Here is a 16872-nt window from a genome sequence, read left to right as displayed (position 1 = left end):
CCGTTCCCCATGACGCGCTCGGCAACCCTGGATCGCCTCGGTGATCAGGCGCTCGCCGGCCATCGTCGGGGCGAGCGCCGGGTGTTCCGGCCGACCGCGCTGTTCGAATACATGCCAGGACACGGCTGTTCTCCACAGATCTGGGGAGAATTTTCCCTCCACAGCCTGGGGATTCAAAAGTTGTCCATACTGCTTCCACAGGCAGACCAGCCGACACCTCATCAGGCCAGCTCAGAGGCCTGGGGATTTGTGGTCAACGATGATCCACAGCCTGTGGACAAGTTTTTCGTCCACAGGCCCTCGTCGACGTTGTCCACCGATGGCCCACAGGAGCGTGACCGTTTTCCCCAGGCAGAGCGGGCTTCTCCACACCGCTGTCCACTGTTCGGCAACGCAACACCCGCCGTCACCTCCCCGAGTGAAAGGCGTCACACCAGGAGGGCTGGTTGGGCTGTGGGGAACGTGGGTAAAGCTGGGGACGCCTCTGGGGACAAACCCCCCTGTCCTGTGTATCGGGTGTGCACAACTTTCGGCTGTCCACAGAAACACCGAGTTGTCCACCGGTCCCACCCACAGGGTCGGTGGATAAAAAACCGGTTCTGACCTGGGAAAACGACGTTATCCACTGTATCCACAGGACCTACTACTACTACCACCTATAGTTAGCCCGGAATCTGCTTCGAAGTGGGGCCTGTGCACAACTCGGCGCCGGAGCTCCCCGACCCGCTCGTCGCGACTTGACCCCGAGCAGCACCGAGTGTCGGTGCCGTACGTCAGACTGGTCCCCGGCGTCCTCCCCGGCAGCGGTGGAGCGACCCGACCAGATGACGAAGGCCGGCAGGGCGAGTGAGCAACAGCAGGAGGCGGTTCCGGTGAAGATCCGGGTGGAGCGCGATGTACTCGCGGAGGCTGTGGCCTGGGTGGCCCGTAGCCTCCCGGCCCGTCCGCCGGCGCCCGTTCTCGCGGGCCTTCTGCTGAAGGCTGAGGACGGTGCCCTCAGCTTCTCGAGCTTCGACTACGAGGTCTCGGCCCGGGTCTCGGTGGATGCCGAAATCGAGGAGGACGGCACGGTTCTCGTCTCCGGCCGACTGCTCGCCGACATCTGCCGCGCCCTGCCCAACCGGCCGGTGGAGATTTCCACAGACGGTGTACGAGCGACGGTCGCCTGCGGCTCCTCGCGGTTCACACTCCACACCCTTCCTGTGGAGGAGTACCCGGCACTGCCGCAGATGCCGACCGCGACCGGGACCGTCCCCGGCGAGGTCTTCGCTTCGGCCGCCGCCCAGGTCGCCATCGCCGCCGGCCGCGACGACACGCTTCCCGTCCTCACCGGTGTGCGCATCGAGATCGAGGGCGACAGGGTCACCCTCGCCTCGACCGACCGCTACCGCTTCGCGGTCCGCGAGTTCCTCTGGAAGCCGGAGAACGCCGACGCCTCCGCCGTCGCGCTGGTGCCCGCCAAGACACTCCTGGACACTGCCAAAGCGCTGACCAGCGGTGACACGGTGACGCTCGCCCTGTCGAGCTCCGGCGCCGGGGAAGGCCTCATCGGCTTCGAAGGCGCGGGCAGGCGGACGACCACGCGGCTGCTCGAAGGCGATCTGCCGAAGTACCGCACGCTCTTCCCCACCGAGTTCAACTCGGTCGCGGTCATCGAGACGGCGCCGTTCGTCGAGGCCGTCAAGCGTGTGGCCCTGGTGGCCGAGCGGAACACGCCGGTGCGGCTCAGCTTCGAGCAGGGCGTCCTGATCCTCGAAGCGGGTTCCAGCGACGATGCACAGGCTGTGGAGCGCGTCGACTCCGTGCTGGAGGGCGACGATATCTCGATCGCCTTCAACCCGACCTTCCTGCTCGACGGCCTGAGCGCCATCGACTCCCCGGTCGCCCAGCTCTCCTTCACGACCTCCACCAAGCCCGCGCTGCTCAGCGGCCGTCCGGCCGTGGACGCCGAGGCGGACGACGCGTACAAGTACCTGATCATGCCGGTCCGCCTCTCCGGCTGATCCGGTCACCGGTCCTGCCGGCGGCCAAGGAGTCGCGGCAGGACCCGACGGGCATGTTCAGCGCCGAGCATGCCCGGCGTCCTGTCCCCTGCCGGGCGTAGGCTCGGTTCCTGGGTACGAATCGGCACAACGCTTAAGGAATCTCTGATGGAGCTCGGTCTCGTCGGCCTCGGCAAGATGGGCGGCAACATGCGCGAGCGCATCCGCCGCGCTGGCCACACCGTCATCGGTTACGACCGCAACCCGGACGTCGCCGATGTCCACAGTCTCGAAGAGCTTGTGGGCAAGCTGAAGGGCCCCCGCGTCGTGTGGGTCATGGTCCCGGCCGGTGCCGCGACCCAGTCCACGATCGATGAGCTGGCCGAGCTGCTCTCGCCCGGCGACATCGTCGTGGACGGTGGGAACTCCCGCTGGACCGACGACGAGAAGCACGCGGTCGAGCTGGGCATCAAGGGCATCGGCTTCGTCGACTGCGGAGTCTCGGGCGGCGTCTGGGGCCTGGAGAACGGCTACGCGCTGATGTACGGCGGCGCCCCCGAGAACGTCGCGAAGGTCCAGCCGGTCTTCGACGCGCTGAAGCCCGAGGGCGACTTCGGGTCTGTCCACGCGGGCAAGGTCGGCGCCGGCCACTTCGCGAAGATGGTTCACAACGGCATCGAGTACGCCATGATGCAGGCCTACGCCGAGGGCTGGGAGCTCCTGGAGAAGGTCGACTCCGTCACCGACGTGCGCGAGGTCTTCCGCTCCTGGCAGGAGGGCACGGTCATCCGTTCCTGGCTGCTCGACCTGGCGGTCAACGCGCTGGACGACGACGAGCACCTGGACCAGCTCCGTGGATACGCCGCCGACTCCGGCGAGGGCCGCTGGACGGTGGAGGCGGCGATCGACAACGCCGTGCCGCTGCCCGCGATCACCGCGTCGCTCTTCGCGCGCTTCGCCTCGCGCCAGGACGACTCCCCGCAGATGAAGATGATCGCCGCGCTGCGCAACCAGTTCGGTGGCCACGCGGTCGAGAACAAGAAGTAGCGCGACGAGGGGTGGGGAAGGGCCGGACGGCCTGCCCCGCCCCACGGAGCAGGAAGCCGGAAAGGTCGGCGTACACCATGCATGTCACGCATCTGTCGCTGGCCGACTTCCGCTCGTACGCCCGGGTCGAGGTGCCTCTCGACCCGGGCGTCACCGCGTTCGTGGGGGCCAACGGCCAGGGCAAGACCAATCTCGTCGAGGCCATCGGCTATCTCGCGACGCTCGGCAGCCACCGCGTCTCCTCCGACGCCCCCCTGGTGCGCATGGGCGCGGACCGGGCCGTCATCAGGGCGGCCGTCACCCAGGGCGAACGATCCCAGCTGGTCGAGCTGGAGCTGAATCCCGGCAAGGCCAATCGCGCCAGGATCAACCGGTCGTCGCAGGTCAGGCCCCGTGACGTGCTGGGGATAGTGCGCACGGTGCTGTTCGCACCGGAGGATCTCGCCCTGGTCAAGGGCGACCCCGGCGAACGCCGGCGGTTCCTCGACGAGCTGGTCACGGCGCGTTCGCCGCGGATGGCCGGAGTGCGTTCCGACTACGAGCGGGTGCTCAAGCAGCGCAACACGCTGCTGAAGTCCGCCGCGATGGCACGCCGGCACGGCGGGCGTTCCATGGACCTGTCGACGCTCGACGTGTGGGACCAGCATCTGGGCCGGGTGGGCGCCGAACTGCTGGCACAGCGGCTGGACCTGATCGCGACGCTTCAGCCCCTGGCCGACAAGGCGTACGCGGACGTGGCGCCGGGCGGCGGTCCGGTGATGCTGGAGTACCGCAGTTCGGTGGGCGCGGAGGCGGAGCACGCGCGTACGCGCGAGGAGCTGTACGCGCAGCTGATCGCGGCCCTGGCCGAGGTGCGCAAGCAGGAGATCGAACGGGGCGTGACGCTGGTCGGCCCGCACCGCGACGACCTGGTCCTCGGCCTGCGCGGGATGCCGGCCAAGGGGTACGCGAGCCATGGTGAGTCGTGGTCGTACGCGCTGGCCCTGAGGCTGGCCTCGTACGATCTGCTGCGCTCCGAGGGCAACGAACCGGTGCTGGTGCTGGACGACGTCTTCGCCGAACTCGACGCACGGCGCCGGGAGCGGCTGGCGGAGCTGGTGGCCCACGGTGAACAGGTGCTGGTGACGGCGGCGGTGGACGACGACGTTCCGGGCGTGCTGGCGGGGACGCGGTACGCGGTGTCGGCGGGCGAGGTGGAACGGCTGTGAACAGCGACGGAGGCGGCCCCGGACCTGCGGGAGACCCGGCGAAGCAGCCGGAGCATTCGGGCGTGGACCTGGCGCGGGTGGCCCTGCGTGCGGCGAAGGAGCAGGCGCGGGCCCGTGGTGCGGCCGCGCAGCAGAAGAAGCAGGCCCGGCGCGGTGGAGGGCTGCGTTCCGGCGCGCGGGCGGACGGCAGGGACCCGCTGCCGCTGGGGGCCGCGATCAATCGCCTGATCACCGAGCGGGGCTGGGAGACGCCGGCCGCGGTGGGCGGTGTGATGGGCCGCTGGCCGCAGATCGTGGGTGACGATCTGGCCAATCACTGTGTGCCGTTGCGTTACGACGAGGACCCCGACGAGCGGGTGCTGACGGTGCAGTGCGACTCGACGGCGTGGGCGACGCAGCTGCGGCTGCTGGCCCCGCAGCTCGTGGCCCGGCTGAACGCGGATCTGGGACACGGCACCGTGAGACTGATCAAGGTGCTGGGGCCGGGCGGTCCGCAGCGTGGGTACGGTCCGCTGCGGGCGCCGGGGAGCACCGGCCCCGGCGACACCTATGGCTGACCCGGCCTGACCTGGTCTTTTCCCGCCCTTTGCCCGGTTCCGGCAGCGGTCCGGGCGCTGCGTGCCGCAGACCGGGTGACTGGTGTGGCCCTGTTGTCGGCGATGCCCCCGGTACCCGAGTTGTACGGGTGTGCGGCGGGGGAAACCGTACGGCGGTGAGCGGGCGTCCCTCACCGTAGTGGGAGGCTGACAGGCCGAAGCGCTCAATGCCCGCGTGAGCCTCTTGAGGCCCCTTCCCGGATATGGGGAGTCGTCAGGCGCTCATACAGGGCGGCACATGCGGACTCAGGTACCGGCAAACCCCCATTCGGGTCGGCGCTACCGGTAGACTGATGGACAATCCCGCGTCCTTGCGGGATTCGTCGATACAAGCCGAACGACGCAGCCGCTCCCGCCTGCCCGGAGAACGGCCTGTGCTGTGCCAGAAAGGGCGCTTCGTGGCCGATTCCGGCAACCCCAACGAGAACATTCCGTCCACCCCCGGTGAGAGCAGCGTGGCTCCCGCCTCGGGCGAGGTGAAAGCCTCGTACGACGCCAGCGCGATCACCGTGCTCGAGGGTCTGGACGCGGTCCGCAAGCGACCTGGCATGTACATCGGCTCGACCGGTGAGCGCGGTCTGCACCACCTCGTGCAAGAGGTCGTCGACAACTCGGTCGACGAGGCCATGGCCGGCCACGCGGACACCATCGACGTCACGCTCCTCGCCGACGGCGGGGTGCGCGTGATCGACAACGGCCGTGGCATCCCCGTCGGCATCGTGCCGTCCGAGGGCAAGCCCGCCGTCGAGGTCGTCCTCACGGTGCTTCACGCGGGCGGCAAGTTCGGAGGCGGCGGCTACGCGGTCTCCGGCGGCCTGCACGGCGTCGGCGTCTCCGTCGTCAACGCCCTGTCCACGCGCGTGGCCGTCGAGGTCAGGACGGACGGCTACCGCTGGACCCAGGACTACAAGTTCGGCGTCCCGACCGCCCCGCTGGCCCGTAACGAGGCCACGGACGAGACCGGCACGACCGTCAGCTTCTGGGCCGACGGCGACATCTTCGAGACGACCGAGTACTCCTTCGAGACGCTCTCGCGCCGCTTCCAGGAGATGGCCTTCCTCAACAAGGGCCTCACCCTCACGCTGACCGACGAGCGGGAGTCGGCGAAGGCGACGGCCGGTGCGGACAGCGCCGAGGCGGTCGAGGTTCCCGAGGAGGAGCCGGCCCGCACGGTCACGTACCACTACGAAAACGGCATCGTCGACTTCGTCAAGTACCTGAACTCCCGCAAGGGCGATGTCATCCACGCCTCGGTGATCGACATCGAGGCCGAGGACAAGGAACGTCTCCTCTCGGCCGAGATCGCCATGCAGTGGAACACGCAGTACAGCGAGGGCGTCTACTCCTTCGCCAACGCGATCCACACGCATGAGGGCGGTACGCACGAGGAGGGCTTCCGTGCGGCGCTGACCTCGCTGGTGAACCGGTACGCGCGCGACAAGAAGCTGCTGCGCGAGAAGGACGACAACCTCACCGGTGAGGACGTCCGCGAGGGTCTGACGGCGATCATCTCGGTGAAGCTGGGCGAGCCGCAGTTCGAGGGCCAGACCAAGACCAAGCTGGGCAACACGGAGGCCAAGACCTTCGTGCAGAAGGTCGTCCACGAGCAGCTGACGGACTGGTTCGACCGGAACCCGAACGAGGCCGCCGACATCATCCGCAAGGGCATCGCCGCCTCGACCGCCCGCGTGGCGGCCCGCAAGGCGCGTGACCTGACCCGTCGCAAGGGGCTCCTGGAGAGCGCCTCGCTGCCGGGCAAGCTGAGCGACTGCCAGTCGAACGACCCGACGAAGTGCGAGATCTTCATCGTCGAGGGTGACTCCGCCGGTGGTTCGGCGAAGTCGGGCCGTAACCCGATGTACCAGGCCATCCTGCCGATCCGCGGCAAGATCCTGAACGTCGAGAAGGCCCGGATCGACAAGATCCTGCAGAACACCGAGGTCCAGGCACTGATCTCGGCCTTCGGCACCGGGGTCCACGAGGACTTCGACATCGAGAAGCTCCGCTATCACAAGATCATCCTGATGGCGGACGCCGACGTCGACGGCCAGCACATCAACACCCTGCTGCTCACCTTCCTCTTCCGCTTCATGCGACCGCTGGTCGAGGCCGGGCACGTGTACCTCTCGCGGCCGCCGCTCTACAAGATCAAGTGGGGCCGGGACGACTTCGAGTACGCCTACTCGGACCGCGAGCGCGACGCCCTTGTGACACTGGGCAAGCAGAACGGCAAGCGGATCAAGGAAGACCTGATCCAGCGCTTCAAGGGCCTCGGTGAGATGAACGCCGAGGAACTGCGCGTGACGACGATGGACGTCGACCACCGCGTGCTGGGCCAGGTCACGCTCGACGACGCGGCGCAGGCCGACGACCTGTTCTCGGTGCTGATGGGTGAGGACGTCGAGGCGCGGCGCTCCTTCATCCAGCGCAACGCCAAGGACGTCCGCTTCCTCGACATCTGAGTCGGCCGTACAAGGAAGAGGGTCCGGCGACCCTCTTAGCCGCAGCGCGAAAGGACTTTGACCAGCAATGGCCGACGAGAACACCCCTGTCCCCGTGACGCCCGAAGAGGTCCCGCCCGTCGAGGGCGTGGGCATGCGTGTCGAGCCCGTCGGGCTCGAGACGGAGATGCAGCGCTCCTACCTCGACTACGCGATGTCCGTCATCGTGTCGCGTGCCCTGCCCGACGTGCGGGACGGCCTCAAGCCCGTCCACCGCCGGGTGCTCTACGCGATGTACGACGGCGGCTACCGGCCCGAGAAGGGCTTCTACAAGTGCGCCCGCGTCGTCGGCGACGTCATGGGTACGTACCACCCGCACGGCGACTCGTCGATCTACGACGCACTGGTGCGCCTCGCGCAGCACTGGTCGATGCGCATGCCGCTGGTGGACTCCAACGGCAACTTCGGTTCCCCGGGCAACGACCCGGCCGCCGCCATGCGGTACACCGAGTGCAAGATGATGCCGCTGTCCATGGAGATGGTCCGGGACATCGACGAGGAGACCGTCGATTTCAAGGACAACTACGACGGCCGCAACCAGGAGCCGGTGGTTCTGCCGGCCCGCTTCCCGAACCTGCTGATCAACGGTTCGGCGGGCATCGCGGTCGGCATGGCGACCAACATCCCGCCGCACAACCTGCGCGAGGTGGCATCCGGCGCCCAGTGGTACCTGGAGCACCCGGAGGCCACGCAGGAGGAGCTGCTCGACGCTCTCCTGGAGCGGATCAAGGGCCCGGACTTCCCGACGGGCGCGCTCGTCGTGGGCCGCAAGGGCATCGAGGAGGCATACCGCACCGGTCGTGGCTCGATCACGATGCGCGCGGTCGTGGCGGTCGAGGAGATCCAGAACCGCCAGTGCCTGGTCGTGACGGAGCTCCCGTACCAGACCAACCCCGACAACCTCGCGCAGAAGATCGCCGACCTGGTGAAGGACGGCAAGGTCGGCGGCATCGCGGACGTCCGTGACGAGACCTCGTCGCGCACCGGCCAGCGCCTGGTCGTCGTGCTGAAGCGGGACGCGGTCGCCAAGGTCGTACTGAACAACCTGTACAAGCACACCGATCTGCAGACCAACTTCGGCGCCAACATGCTGGCGCTGGTGGACGGGGTGCCGCGCACCCTGTCGATCGACGCGTTCATCCGCCACTGGGTGACGCACCAGATCGAGGTCATCGTCCGGCGTACGAAGTTCCGGCTCCGCAAGGCGGAGGAGCGCGCGCACATCCTGCGCGGCCTGCTCAAGGCCCTCAACGCCATCGACGAGGTCATCGCCCTCATCCGGCGCAGCCAGACCGTCGAGATCGCGCGTGAGGGCCTGATGGGCCTGCTGGAGATCGACGAGATCCAGGCGAACGCGATCCTGGAGATGCAGCTGCGCCGGCTGGCCGCGCTGGAGCACCAGAAGATCACCGCCGAGCACGACGAACTCCAGGCGAAGATCAACGAGTACAACGCGATTCTCGCCTCGCCGGAGCGGCAGCGGCAGATCGTCAGCGAGGAGCTGGCGGCGATCGTCGACAAGTTCGGCGACGACCGGCGCTCCAAGCTCGTGCCCTTCGACGGCGACATGTCCATCGAGGACCTGATCGCCGAGGAGGACATCGTCGTCACGATCTCCCGCAGCGGCTACGTGAAGCGCACGAAGACGGACGACTACCGCTCGCAGAAGCGCGGCGGCAAGGGCGTGCGGGGCACGAAGCTCAGGGAAGACGACATCGTCGACCACTTCTTCGTGTCGACGACCCACCACTGGCTGCTGTTCTTCACCAACAAGGGCCGCGTCTACCGGGCGAAGGCCTACGAGCTCCCGGACGCCGGTCGCGACGCCCGCGGCCAGCACGTGGCGAACCTGCTGGCCTTCCAGCCGGACGAGCAGATCGCGCAGATCCTGGCGATCCGCGACTACGACGCCGCGCCGTATCTGATCCTGGCCACGAAGGGCGGTCTGGTGAAGAAGACCGCGCTGAAGGACTACGACTCGCCGCGCTCGGGCGGCGTCATCGCCATCAACCTGCGCGAGACCGCCGACGGCTCCGACGACGAACTGATCGGTGCGGAGCTGGTGTCCTCCGACGACGACCTGCTGCTCATCAGCAGGAAGGCCCAGTCGATCAGGTTCACCGCTACGGACGACGCGCTGCGCCCGATGGGCCGCGCGACTTCGGGTGTGAAGGGCATGAGTTTCCGCGAGGGAGACGAACTGCTCTCGATGAATGTCGTCAGGCCCGGTACTTTCGTGTTCACTGCCACTGACGGCGGGTACGCGAAGCGGACCCCCGTCGACGAGTACCGCGTCCAGGGTCGCGGTGGCCTGGGCATCAAGGCCGCCAAGATCGTCGAGGACCGGGGCTCGCTGGTCGGCGCGCTGGTGGTCGAGGAGACGGACGAGATTCTCGCCATCACGCTCGGCGGTGGTGTGATTCGTACGCGAGTCAATGAAGTCAGGGAGACGGGCCGTGACACCATGGGCGTCCAACTGATCAATCTGGGCAAGCGCGATGCCGTCGTCGGTATCGCTCGCAACGCCGAGGCGGGTCGCGAGGCCGAAGAGGTCGACGGTTCCGTCGACGCCGATGCCGAAGGCGAGACGACCGCGGCAGTGACCGCTGAGGCCACCACGGCCGAGGCGACTGCCGAGAGCACGGTCGACGGCACAGTCGAGGGCACCACGTCCTCGACCGGGGACGAGGAGTAGAGCGTGAGTGGAGCCACGGGCGCCGGTTCGGCCGCTTCCGAAGCCGGCGCGAACGGCGCCCGTGGCCCTGCCACGGACTCCCAAGGGGGCACTGTGACGGATACCCGGGGACCTCAGCCCCAGTACGAGGGTTACGCGACCGGGCCGCTGCCCGGTGAGCGGGAACCCGCACCGGGCCAGGCGGGCCCGTACCACCCGCCGCAGGCCTACCCCTCGCCACCGGGCGGGACCCAGGGCGGCGGGCGGTCCTACGGCGGGCCGCAGGGCGCCGTGCCGGGCACGGGCACGCCCCAGGCGGCCCGCAGGCCGCGGACGGGAGCGCGGACCACTCCCCGCACCCGCAAGGCGCGTCTGCGGGTGGCGAAGGCCGATCCATGGTCGGTGATGAAGGTCAGCTTCCTGCTGTCCATCGCGCTCGGCATCTGCACGGTGGTCGCGTCGGCGGTGCTGTGGATGGTGATGGACGCCATGGGCGTCTTCGAGACCGTCGGCGGCACCATCAGCGAGGCGACCGGCTCGAACGAGGGCAACGGGTTCGACCTGCAGTCGTTCCTGTCCCTGCCGCGGGTACTGATCTTCACCTCGGTCATCGCGGTGATCGACGTGGTGCTGGCGACCGCGCTGGCGACGCTGGGCGCCTTCATCTACAACCTCTCGGCCGGCTTCGTGGGCGGAGTCGAGCTCACGCTGGCCGAGGACGAGTAGCGGCGCAGCTATCGATTTTGGGACTGGCCCCGACGTGCGCTAATCTTCTTCACGTCAGCGCGACACAAAAGCGCGGCGGGGCTATAGCTCAGTTGGTTAGAGCGCATCCCTGATAAGGATGAGGCCACAGGTTCAAATCCTGTTAGCCCCACAGTGACAACAGAAGGCCCGGTTCCTCTTCGGAGGGACCGGGCCTTCTGCGTGGGGGCGGGGAGGTCTGATGTCGGCGGGTGCCTCACTGCGGGGGACTCGGCGTCGGTACGGGGGCGGGCCGGGGGTGCGCGTCGGTGGGTGCCGTTCCCCGGCTCGTACGTACGCCGCTCTCCGCTTCCGTAAGCGCTCCCCGGCCCGCGCACGGGCGCGCTGAGAGCCGCGCACGGGCGCGCATTGACGGCGTGCAGGCGTGCAGGCGTGCAGGCGCACGGAAAGCCGCACGCAGGCGTGCGGCGGGAGAGGGTGTGCGCGGGCGCACGGGAAAGCCCCCGTCCGGTGGGAACCGGTCCGGGGGCTCTGGGTGTCAGGTGCGCCGCTCTCAGGGCGGCAGCAGGGAGGCGTCGCCCGCCGGGGCACCGTGCGAGGCGCGGGCGGTGCCGGTGGTGTGCGTGGTGTCCGTGGTGTCAGCGGCCAGGTGCCGGGTGACGGGTGAGGAGCCGTGTGCCTCGGCGCGGATGCGCTGCTTCATCGTGGGCGGCAGCGCCCGGTCACGCGGAAGGGTCCATCGCACCGAAGGGGCGGTCGGAGTTGCGGCGGCCGCGGCCCTGTGCTCGTGGCTCGCGGACGCCGGCTCCGTGATCGCGGATTCCGTGGCCGTCGCGGTGGAGCTTGCGAGGCCCAAGGACGCGAGAAGTGCGAAGAACGCGGTGATGAAGGCGGTCCAGATGCTCTTGGCCTTGAAGGTGCTCATGGCCCCTCACTTTCAGGTGGTCCGGTTTGCTTACCTTTCTGATGATGTGGATCCGGCTCGCGATTTCAGGGACCGACGCCGCCGATATGCCGTTCTTCGGATGAACACCACTCGTATGGTGCAACCGGTCCCGAGAAGCGGTGTCCGGACGTTCCCGTGGGGTGCCGCCGGCGCCGTCGGCCACTGATGCACAGTCCGGCGGTGAACGCTCGTCCACAGGCCCCAGTTGGGTTGCGGGGAGGTCACCGGTCGATATCGGCCGATGTGTATAGTCGGGCAGCAGAACTCCCCAACGCCAAGGAAAGACGAGGTCGCGCGGTGAAGAAGCTTCTCCTGGTCGCACTGGCTGCCATCGGCGGGCTCCTCGTGTACCGCCAGATCCAGGCGGATCGCGCCGAGCAGGATCTGTGGACGGAGGCGACTGACTCCGTGCCCGCAGGTTCGGGTGTGTGAGACAGAACAGCCTGTCGGGGCCCCGGTCGCAGTTGCGGCCGGGGCTTCGTGCTGTTGCGGGACCGTGACACCTGTGCTCTTGAGTTCCCTTAAGCAAATCAATAGCTTGCTCAAGCAAAGGAACTGGCGTTTCGGTCGAGGGGGCACGGGTGAGGGCTCGCAAGCACCGCCGCACAGCGCGGGTGGGCACAGTGATCGGCGGGGCGCTGTTCGCCCTGGTGGCGGGCGCGCTGCCGGCCCTGGCGGGACCGCCCGGCGCCCCTGATAGACCGGCCGAGGCGCAGACCGGCGGAGTCGGTGGTCTGGTCATGGTCCTGGACTCGTCGGGCTCCATGGGGGACGACGACGGAACGGGGCGCACCCGGATGGACAGTGCCCGTACGGCTGTCGGCACGGTCGTGGACGCTCTGCCCGACGGCTATCCGACCGGTCTGCGCGTGTACGGCGCCGACCACCCGCACGGGTGCGCCGACACCCGGCTCGTGCGTCCGGTGCGGAAGCTGGACCGGGCCGCGATGAAGCGGGCCGTGGCGGCCGTACGGCCCCGAGGGGACACCCCCATCGGCCTGTCGCTCCGGAAGGCGGCCGAGGACCTGCCGGAACCCGCGGACGGCGCCATCGGGACGCGCACGGTCCTGCTGATCTCCGACGGCGAGGACAACTGCGGTACGCCGCGGCCCTGTGAGGTCGCCGAGCAGCTCGCCAAGGAGGGCGTCGGTCTGCGGATCGACACGGTCGGCTTCCAGGTCGAGGGCGCGGCCCGCAAGCAACTGGAGTGCATCGCGAACGCGGGCAACGGCCGCTACTACGACGCACCGGACGCCAGGACACTGGCCCGTCAGCTCCAGCGTGCCGCCCAGCTCTCCGCCGACGGCTACCGCCTCCGGGGGGAGCGGGTGGCGGGTGCGGCAACCGCCGGCGGGGCGCCCGTGCTCGTGCCCGGGCAGTATCTGGACACCATCGGGCCGGGTGGGAAGCGGTACTACGCGGTTGACCTGGACGCCGTGTCCACAGCGGACTTCTCGGTAACCGCGGTGCCGCAACCCGGCGCGGCCGTCGACACGTTCGACGCGCTGAGCACCACGATCGAGTACGACGAACACGGCTCCTGCGGGACGGACACCGCGCGCTTCCTGCAGAAGGAGGGGGCGGTTCCGCTGACTTCGGCGGTCGCCCGCATCCGCTCCGCGGAGGGCACCCGCACCTGCGACCGCGCGGGCCGCTACCGGCTGGTGGTGGAGCGGGAGAGCAAGAAGGGCTCCGACGCCGCGCGTTGGCCCCTGGAGCTCGTGTACGGGATCGAGGCACCGCTGGCGAGCGGGGTGACACCGGCCTCGTCGCAGACGGAGTACGGGCCGGGCGGCAAGGAGGCCGCGCTGCCGGCGGGCGCCCCCCGGGACGTGCGGGGCGGCACCGGGTTCAACGACGCCCGGACGATCGGCGAGGGCGTGTGGCGCGACCGCGTCCTGCCTTCCCAGACGCTCTGGTACAAGGTTCCGGCGGGATGGGGCCAGCAGGTGCGCTACGACGTCGAGTTCGCCAACGAGCCCACGGTGGACGGCGCCACCGCCACGTACTCCTACGGGACGACCCAGCTCTACACGCCGGCCCGCCACCCTGTGACGGGCGGCGGTGAGTTCTACCCGCGCACGATGTACAGCGGGCGCCCTGCCGCGGTGGCGATGGGCGGGGTTCCGGTCGCCTGGACCAACCGCTACGAGACCCGGACCGACGTCCAGCCCGTGCATGCCGCGGGCAGCTTCTACATCTCCGTGACGCTGGGCGCGCAGGCCGCCGAGATCGCGGAGAACCCGCAGATCGGCCTGGTGCTGCGGGTGTCGGTGCTCGGCGACGCACGGACCGGCCCCGAGCACGGCGCTCCCGCGGCCAAGGCGGAGAACGGGGACAAGAAGGGCGACTCGACCGCGTCCGCAGACAGCGGTGGGGCGGGAGGGGCAGGATGGACCGGCATCGCGGCTGCCGCCGGGGCTGCCGTCATGGCCGCGCTGGTCGCCGTGTTCGTATATGTACGCAGCCGCCGCGGGGCAGCCGCACGGACGACGAGGGGAAGCGCGTGATGAGGCAGCGCAGCAGGGGCCGGGTGACGCCGGCGGCGGTCGCGGCGATGTGCGCGGTGGCGGCGCTGACGGGACCGGCGTACGCGGATGGCGGGAGCACCGCGTACACCTTCGACCCGGGTGCCGAGGCGGTGGCCGGGACCGAGGTCAACACCGAGGCGGCGGAACTCAAGGCCGGTTCGGTCTACAAGAGTTCGATCAAGGCCGGTCAGAAGCTCTACTACCGGCTGAACCTGGACGCGACGACGAACGCGTACGTCTCCGCCGTCGCCGTGCCCAAGGGCGGTGGCAAGGTCGCCTACGGGGACGGCGTCACGGTCAGCATCCGGGACTCCTCGGACTTGCAGTGCAGCTCGGAGGACGCCCGTTTCGAGTCCGCGGAATACCCGCGTCCGATCGCCGCGTACGCCTACCGGATGGTGCGGAAGGACAGCAGCACCTGCCAGGGCCCCGGTACGTACAACGTCCTCGTCGAGCGCGAGAGCAAGGCCACCTCGGGGCCCGGGGACTGGGATCTGGAGCTGCGGTACGCGGCGGAGCCGGAGCTCGCCGACGACGCCGCCATGCCGACCGAGGCGCCCGAGAACTGGCCGTCCGCCTCGCCCGCGCCGCCCACCCCCGCCGGCGACAACCGCAGGAAGGGCGGCACCGGCTACTACGACGCCACCAGCCTGCAGACCGGTGAGTGGAAGGACGAGATCGCGCCGGGACAGACCCGCTTCTACCGGGTTCCGGTGGACTGGGGGCAGCAGATCTTCGCCACGGCGCGCCTCGGCAACAGCACCGCCTCCGACGAGTTCATCGGCAGCGCGCTCGCGATGTCCCTGGACAACCCCGCCCAGGGCCACGTCGACGACGTCTCGCCCATGTCGTACTCCGGCAAGCCGGCCTCCGTCTCCCTGGACCCGGTGCCTCCGGTCGCGTACCGCAATAGGTTCGCCTCTGCCGAGAGCGTCAGCGCCATGCGGTTCGCGGGCTGGTACTACCTGTCCGTCACGCTGAGCCCGGAGCTCGCCAAGGCCTACGGCACCAAGCCGTTTCCGCTGACGCTGTCGGTCAAGGTCGCGGGCAAGGCCGAAGGGTCTCCGTACGCGGGCGACGCCGGCATCTTCGCGGTCACGGAGAAGGACAAGGACCTGGCCGAGCGCGGCCAGAGCGGGCCGCAGGCGGCCGAGAGCGAGAGCAACACCATGAAGCTGGTCGGCGCGGCCGGGATCGGCGCGGGGGCCGTGCTGGTCCTCGCCCTGGGCGTGTGGACGCTGCTTGCGCGCCGCCGCGCGGCCGCCGCACAGCCTCCGTACGGAGGGCCGCCGCAGGCCTGGTAGCGGGCCCGCGCCCAGCTCAGGCCTGGGTCAGCGCCCAGATGCCCACGGCGAAGCAGATCAGCGCCACCAGCAGCACCGGGACCGCCACCTTCGGGGACGGTCCCGGACGCGTTCGCGGGGCGGGCGCGGCTGCGGCCGGGGCGGGCGACGGTGAGTGGGAGGCCGCCACCGGTGCCTGTGGGTGCTGGGCGGTGTAGGCGCGGGTGAGCGGCTGTTCGTGCTGCACGGCGGAGGTGGGGACCTGCGATGGATCCGGCGCGGCGGAGGGGAAGGGAGCCGTCGTGTGTGCCGCCGGGTGCGGGGCGAGGGGATGTGCGGCGTGCGGGGCCGGGGCGGTGGGCCGCGGAGGCGGCGGGAGGTGGAAGCTGCCCGTCTCCGACATGGCGGCCGGGGGCGGTGTGTACGGCTGCTCGCCCGTCGCCTGAGGCCCGGCGGGGGGTTGTCCGGTGGACTGGGTGGTGGGCGTGGTGTGCGCGGTCTGCGTGTTCTGTACGGGGCCGGTGGGACCGAAGCCGGCGGGCAGCGGGCCGATCTGGTCGAAGACCTCCACCGGCTCGTCGTCGATCCCGGGCTCGGGCAGCATCTCCGCCGCGGCCGTCAGGGCCTTGCGCGCGCCCGTGGCCGTACGGAAGCGGGCCTGCGGGTCCGGTTGCAGCAGCCCCGCGAGGACCTGCCACAGCGGCTCGGGGATGCCCTGCGGGGCGCTGGGCGTCCCGTAGGAGGCGAAGTGCTCGACCAGCGCCTGGGAGTCGGGCTTCTGGCCCTGGAGCAGATACAGGGCGACGAGACCGACCGCGAAGAGGTCCGCAGGGAAGTCCGGCTCGGCGCCCATCATCTGCTCGGGCGCGAAGTAACCCGGCGTTCCCACCACGTAGTTCGTCTCGGTGAGGCGGGGCTCGCCCTTGCGCATGGAGATCCCGAAGTCGGACAGCCGCAGATGCGGCCGGCCGGTGCCGGTGGCCTCCATCAGGATGTTGGCGGGCTTGATGTCGCGATGCACGACCCCCTCGGCGTGCACCGTCGACAGACCCGACAGCAACTGGTCGAGCAACGTGCAGACGAATCTCGGCGGCAACGGGCCGTAGTCGCCGATGACATGGGCCAACGAACCGCCGCTGACCAGGTCCATGGTGAACAGGACCTTGTCGTCGTCCGCCGCCCAGCTCGCCGGAGCCAGCACATGCGGGTGCTCGATCCGCAGCGCCTGCTCACGCACGAAGCGCAGCAGCGTGTGCGCGTCGCTCTGCTGGAGGACCTTGGCCGCCACATAGCGGCGGCGCCGGTGGTCCCAGGCACGCCAGACAGCCCCGACCCCACCACGTCCGATCGGATCGATCAGCTCGTACCGACCAGCGAAGACCTCACCCATTGCGCTGCG

Annotated in this window: 12 protein-coding genes and 1 tRNA gene; 11 read left to right on the top strand and 2 right to left on the bottom strand. The window is 69.5% G+C overall.

The window, feature by feature from the left end:
* Positions 1-872 precede the first annotated feature (872 nt).
* The 8 genes from dnaN to ABTX18_RS13560 all read left to right on the top strand — a co-directional run bounded on the left by dnaN (position 873) and on the right by ABTX18_RS13560 (position 10885).
* The gene (gene dnaN / locus ABTX18_RS13595; RefSeq protein ID WP_352123093.1) at positions 873-2003 is read left to right on the top strand and encodes a DNA polymerase III subunit beta; all 1131 of its coding nucleotides are present in this window, start codon (positions 873-875) and stop codon (positions 2001-2003) included.
* Between the two features lie 147 nt (positions 2004-2150).
* Positions 2151-3029, top strand: a complete 879-nt coding sequence (gene gnd, locus ABTX18_RS13590; RefSeq protein ID WP_352122885.1) for a phosphogluconate dehydrogenase (NAD(+)-dependent, decarboxylating) — start codon at positions 2151-2153, stop codon at positions 3027-3029.
* Between the two features lie 77 nt (positions 3030-3106).
* Positions 3107-4237: a DNA replication/repair protein RecF gene (recF, locus tag ABTX18_RS13585; RefSeq protein WP_352122884.1), complete on the top strand. Its 1131-nt coding sequence runs from the start codon at positions 3107-3109 to the stop codon at positions 4235-4237.
* Positions 4234-4794: a DciA family protein gene (locus tag ABTX18_RS13580; protein WP_352122883.1), complete on the top strand. Its 561-nt coding sequence runs from the start codon at positions 4234-4236 to the stop codon at positions 4792-4794. Before recF ends, ABTX18_RS13580 begins: the two co-directional genes overlap by 4 nt.
* A gap of 413 nt (positions 4795-5207) precedes the next feature.
* Entirely contained in the window at positions 5208-7295 is a 2088-nt protein-coding gene (gene gyrB, locus ABTX18_RS13575; protein ID WP_352122882.1) for a DNA topoisomerase (ATP-hydrolyzing) subunit B, read from the top strand.
* Positions 7296-7362: 67 nt separating this feature from the next.
* Positions 7363-10029 (top strand): DNA gyrase subunit A, encoded by a 2667-nt coding sequence (gene gyrA / locus ABTX18_RS13570; RefSeq protein ID WP_352122881.1) that lies wholly within the window; start codon positions 7363-7365, stop codon positions 10027-10029.
* A gap of 93 nt (positions 10030-10122) precedes the next feature.
* Positions 10123-10734: a DUF3566 domain-containing protein gene (locus ABTX18_RS13565; protein WP_352122880.1), complete on the top strand. Its 612-nt coding sequence runs from the start codon at positions 10123-10125 to the stop codon at positions 10732-10734.
* Between the two features lie 77 nt (positions 10735-10811).
* Positions 10812-10885, top strand: a tRNA-Ile gene (locus tag ABTX18_RS13560).
* Between the two features lie 381 nt (positions 10886-11266).
* Here the strand turns inward: ABTX18_RS13560 and ABTX18_RS13555 are convergent.
* Entirely contained in the window at positions 11267-11638 is a 372-nt protein-coding gene (locus tag ABTX18_RS13555; protein WP_352122879.1) for a DUF6344 domain-containing protein, read from the bottom strand.
* Between the two features lie 318 nt (positions 11639-11956).
* Here ABTX18_RS13555 and ABTX18_RS13550 point away from each other — a divergent pair, with 318 nt between their 5' ends.
* The 3 genes from ABTX18_RS13550 to ABTX18_RS13540 all read left to right on the top strand — a co-directional run bounded on the left by ABTX18_RS13550 (position 11957) and on the right by ABTX18_RS13540 (position 15494).
* The gene (locus ABTX18_RS13550; RefSeq protein WP_003958712.1) at positions 11957-12091 is read left to right on the top strand and encodes a DLW-39 family protein; all 135 of its coding nucleotides are present in this window, start codon (positions 11957-11959) and stop codon (positions 12089-12091) included.
* Positions 12092-12240: 149 nt separating this feature from the next.
* Positions 12241-14169 (top strand): vWA domain-containing protein, encoded by a 1929-nt coding sequence (locus tag ABTX18_RS13545; protein WP_352122878.1) that lies wholly within the window; start codon positions 12241-12243, stop codon positions 14167-14169.
* Positions 14169-15494, top strand: coding sequence for a hypothetical protein (locus tag ABTX18_RS13540; RefSeq protein WP_352122877.1), 1326 nt, complete (start codon positions 14169-14171; stop codon positions 15492-15494). Before ABTX18_RS13545 ends, ABTX18_RS13540 begins: the two co-directional genes overlap by 1 nt.
* A 16-nt stretch (positions 15495-15510) precedes the next feature.
* Here the strand turns inward: ABTX18_RS13540 and ABTX18_RS13535 are convergent, their stop codons facing one another.
* Positions 15511-16863: a serine/threonine-protein kinase gene (locus ABTX18_RS13535; protein WP_352122876.1), complete on the bottom strand. Its 1353-nt coding sequence runs from the start codon at positions 16861-16863 to the stop codon at positions 15511-15513.
* Positions 16864-16872: the final 9 nt, after the last annotated feature.

The organism is Streptomyces sp. NPDC096323 (assembly GCF_040302845.1).
Lineage (GTDB): Bacteria > Actinomycetota > Actinomycetes > Streptomycetales > Streptomycetaceae > Streptomyces.
This window is presented reverse-complemented; position numbering and strand designations above follow the sequence as displayed.

Bases quoted from the DNA above. Each gene is read 5' to 3' on its own strand.
- ABTX18_RS13535 (WP_352122876.1), bottom strand. From the start codon at position 16,863: ATGGGTGAGGTCTTCGCTGGTCGGTACGAGCTGATCGATCCGATCGGA.
- ABTX18_RS13540 (WP_352122877.1), top strand. From the start codon at position 14,169: ATGAGGCAGCGCAGCAGGGGCCGGGTGACGCCGGCGGCGGTCGCGGCG.
- recF (WP_352122884.1), top strand. From the start codon at position 3,107: ATGCATGTCACGCATCTGTCGCTGGCCGACTTCCGCTCGTACGCCCGG.
- gyrA (WP_352122881.1), top strand. From the start codon at position 7,363: ATGGCCGACGAGAACACCCCTGTCCCCGTGACGCCCGAAGAGGTCCCG.
- ABTX18_RS13555 (WP_352122879.1), bottom strand. From the start codon at position 11,638: ATGAGCACCTTCAAGGCCAAGAGCATCTGGACCGCCTTCATCACCGCG.
- gnd (WP_352122885.1), top strand. From the start codon at position 2,151: ATGGAGCTCGGTCTCGTCGGCCTCGGCAAGATGGGCGGCAACATGCGC.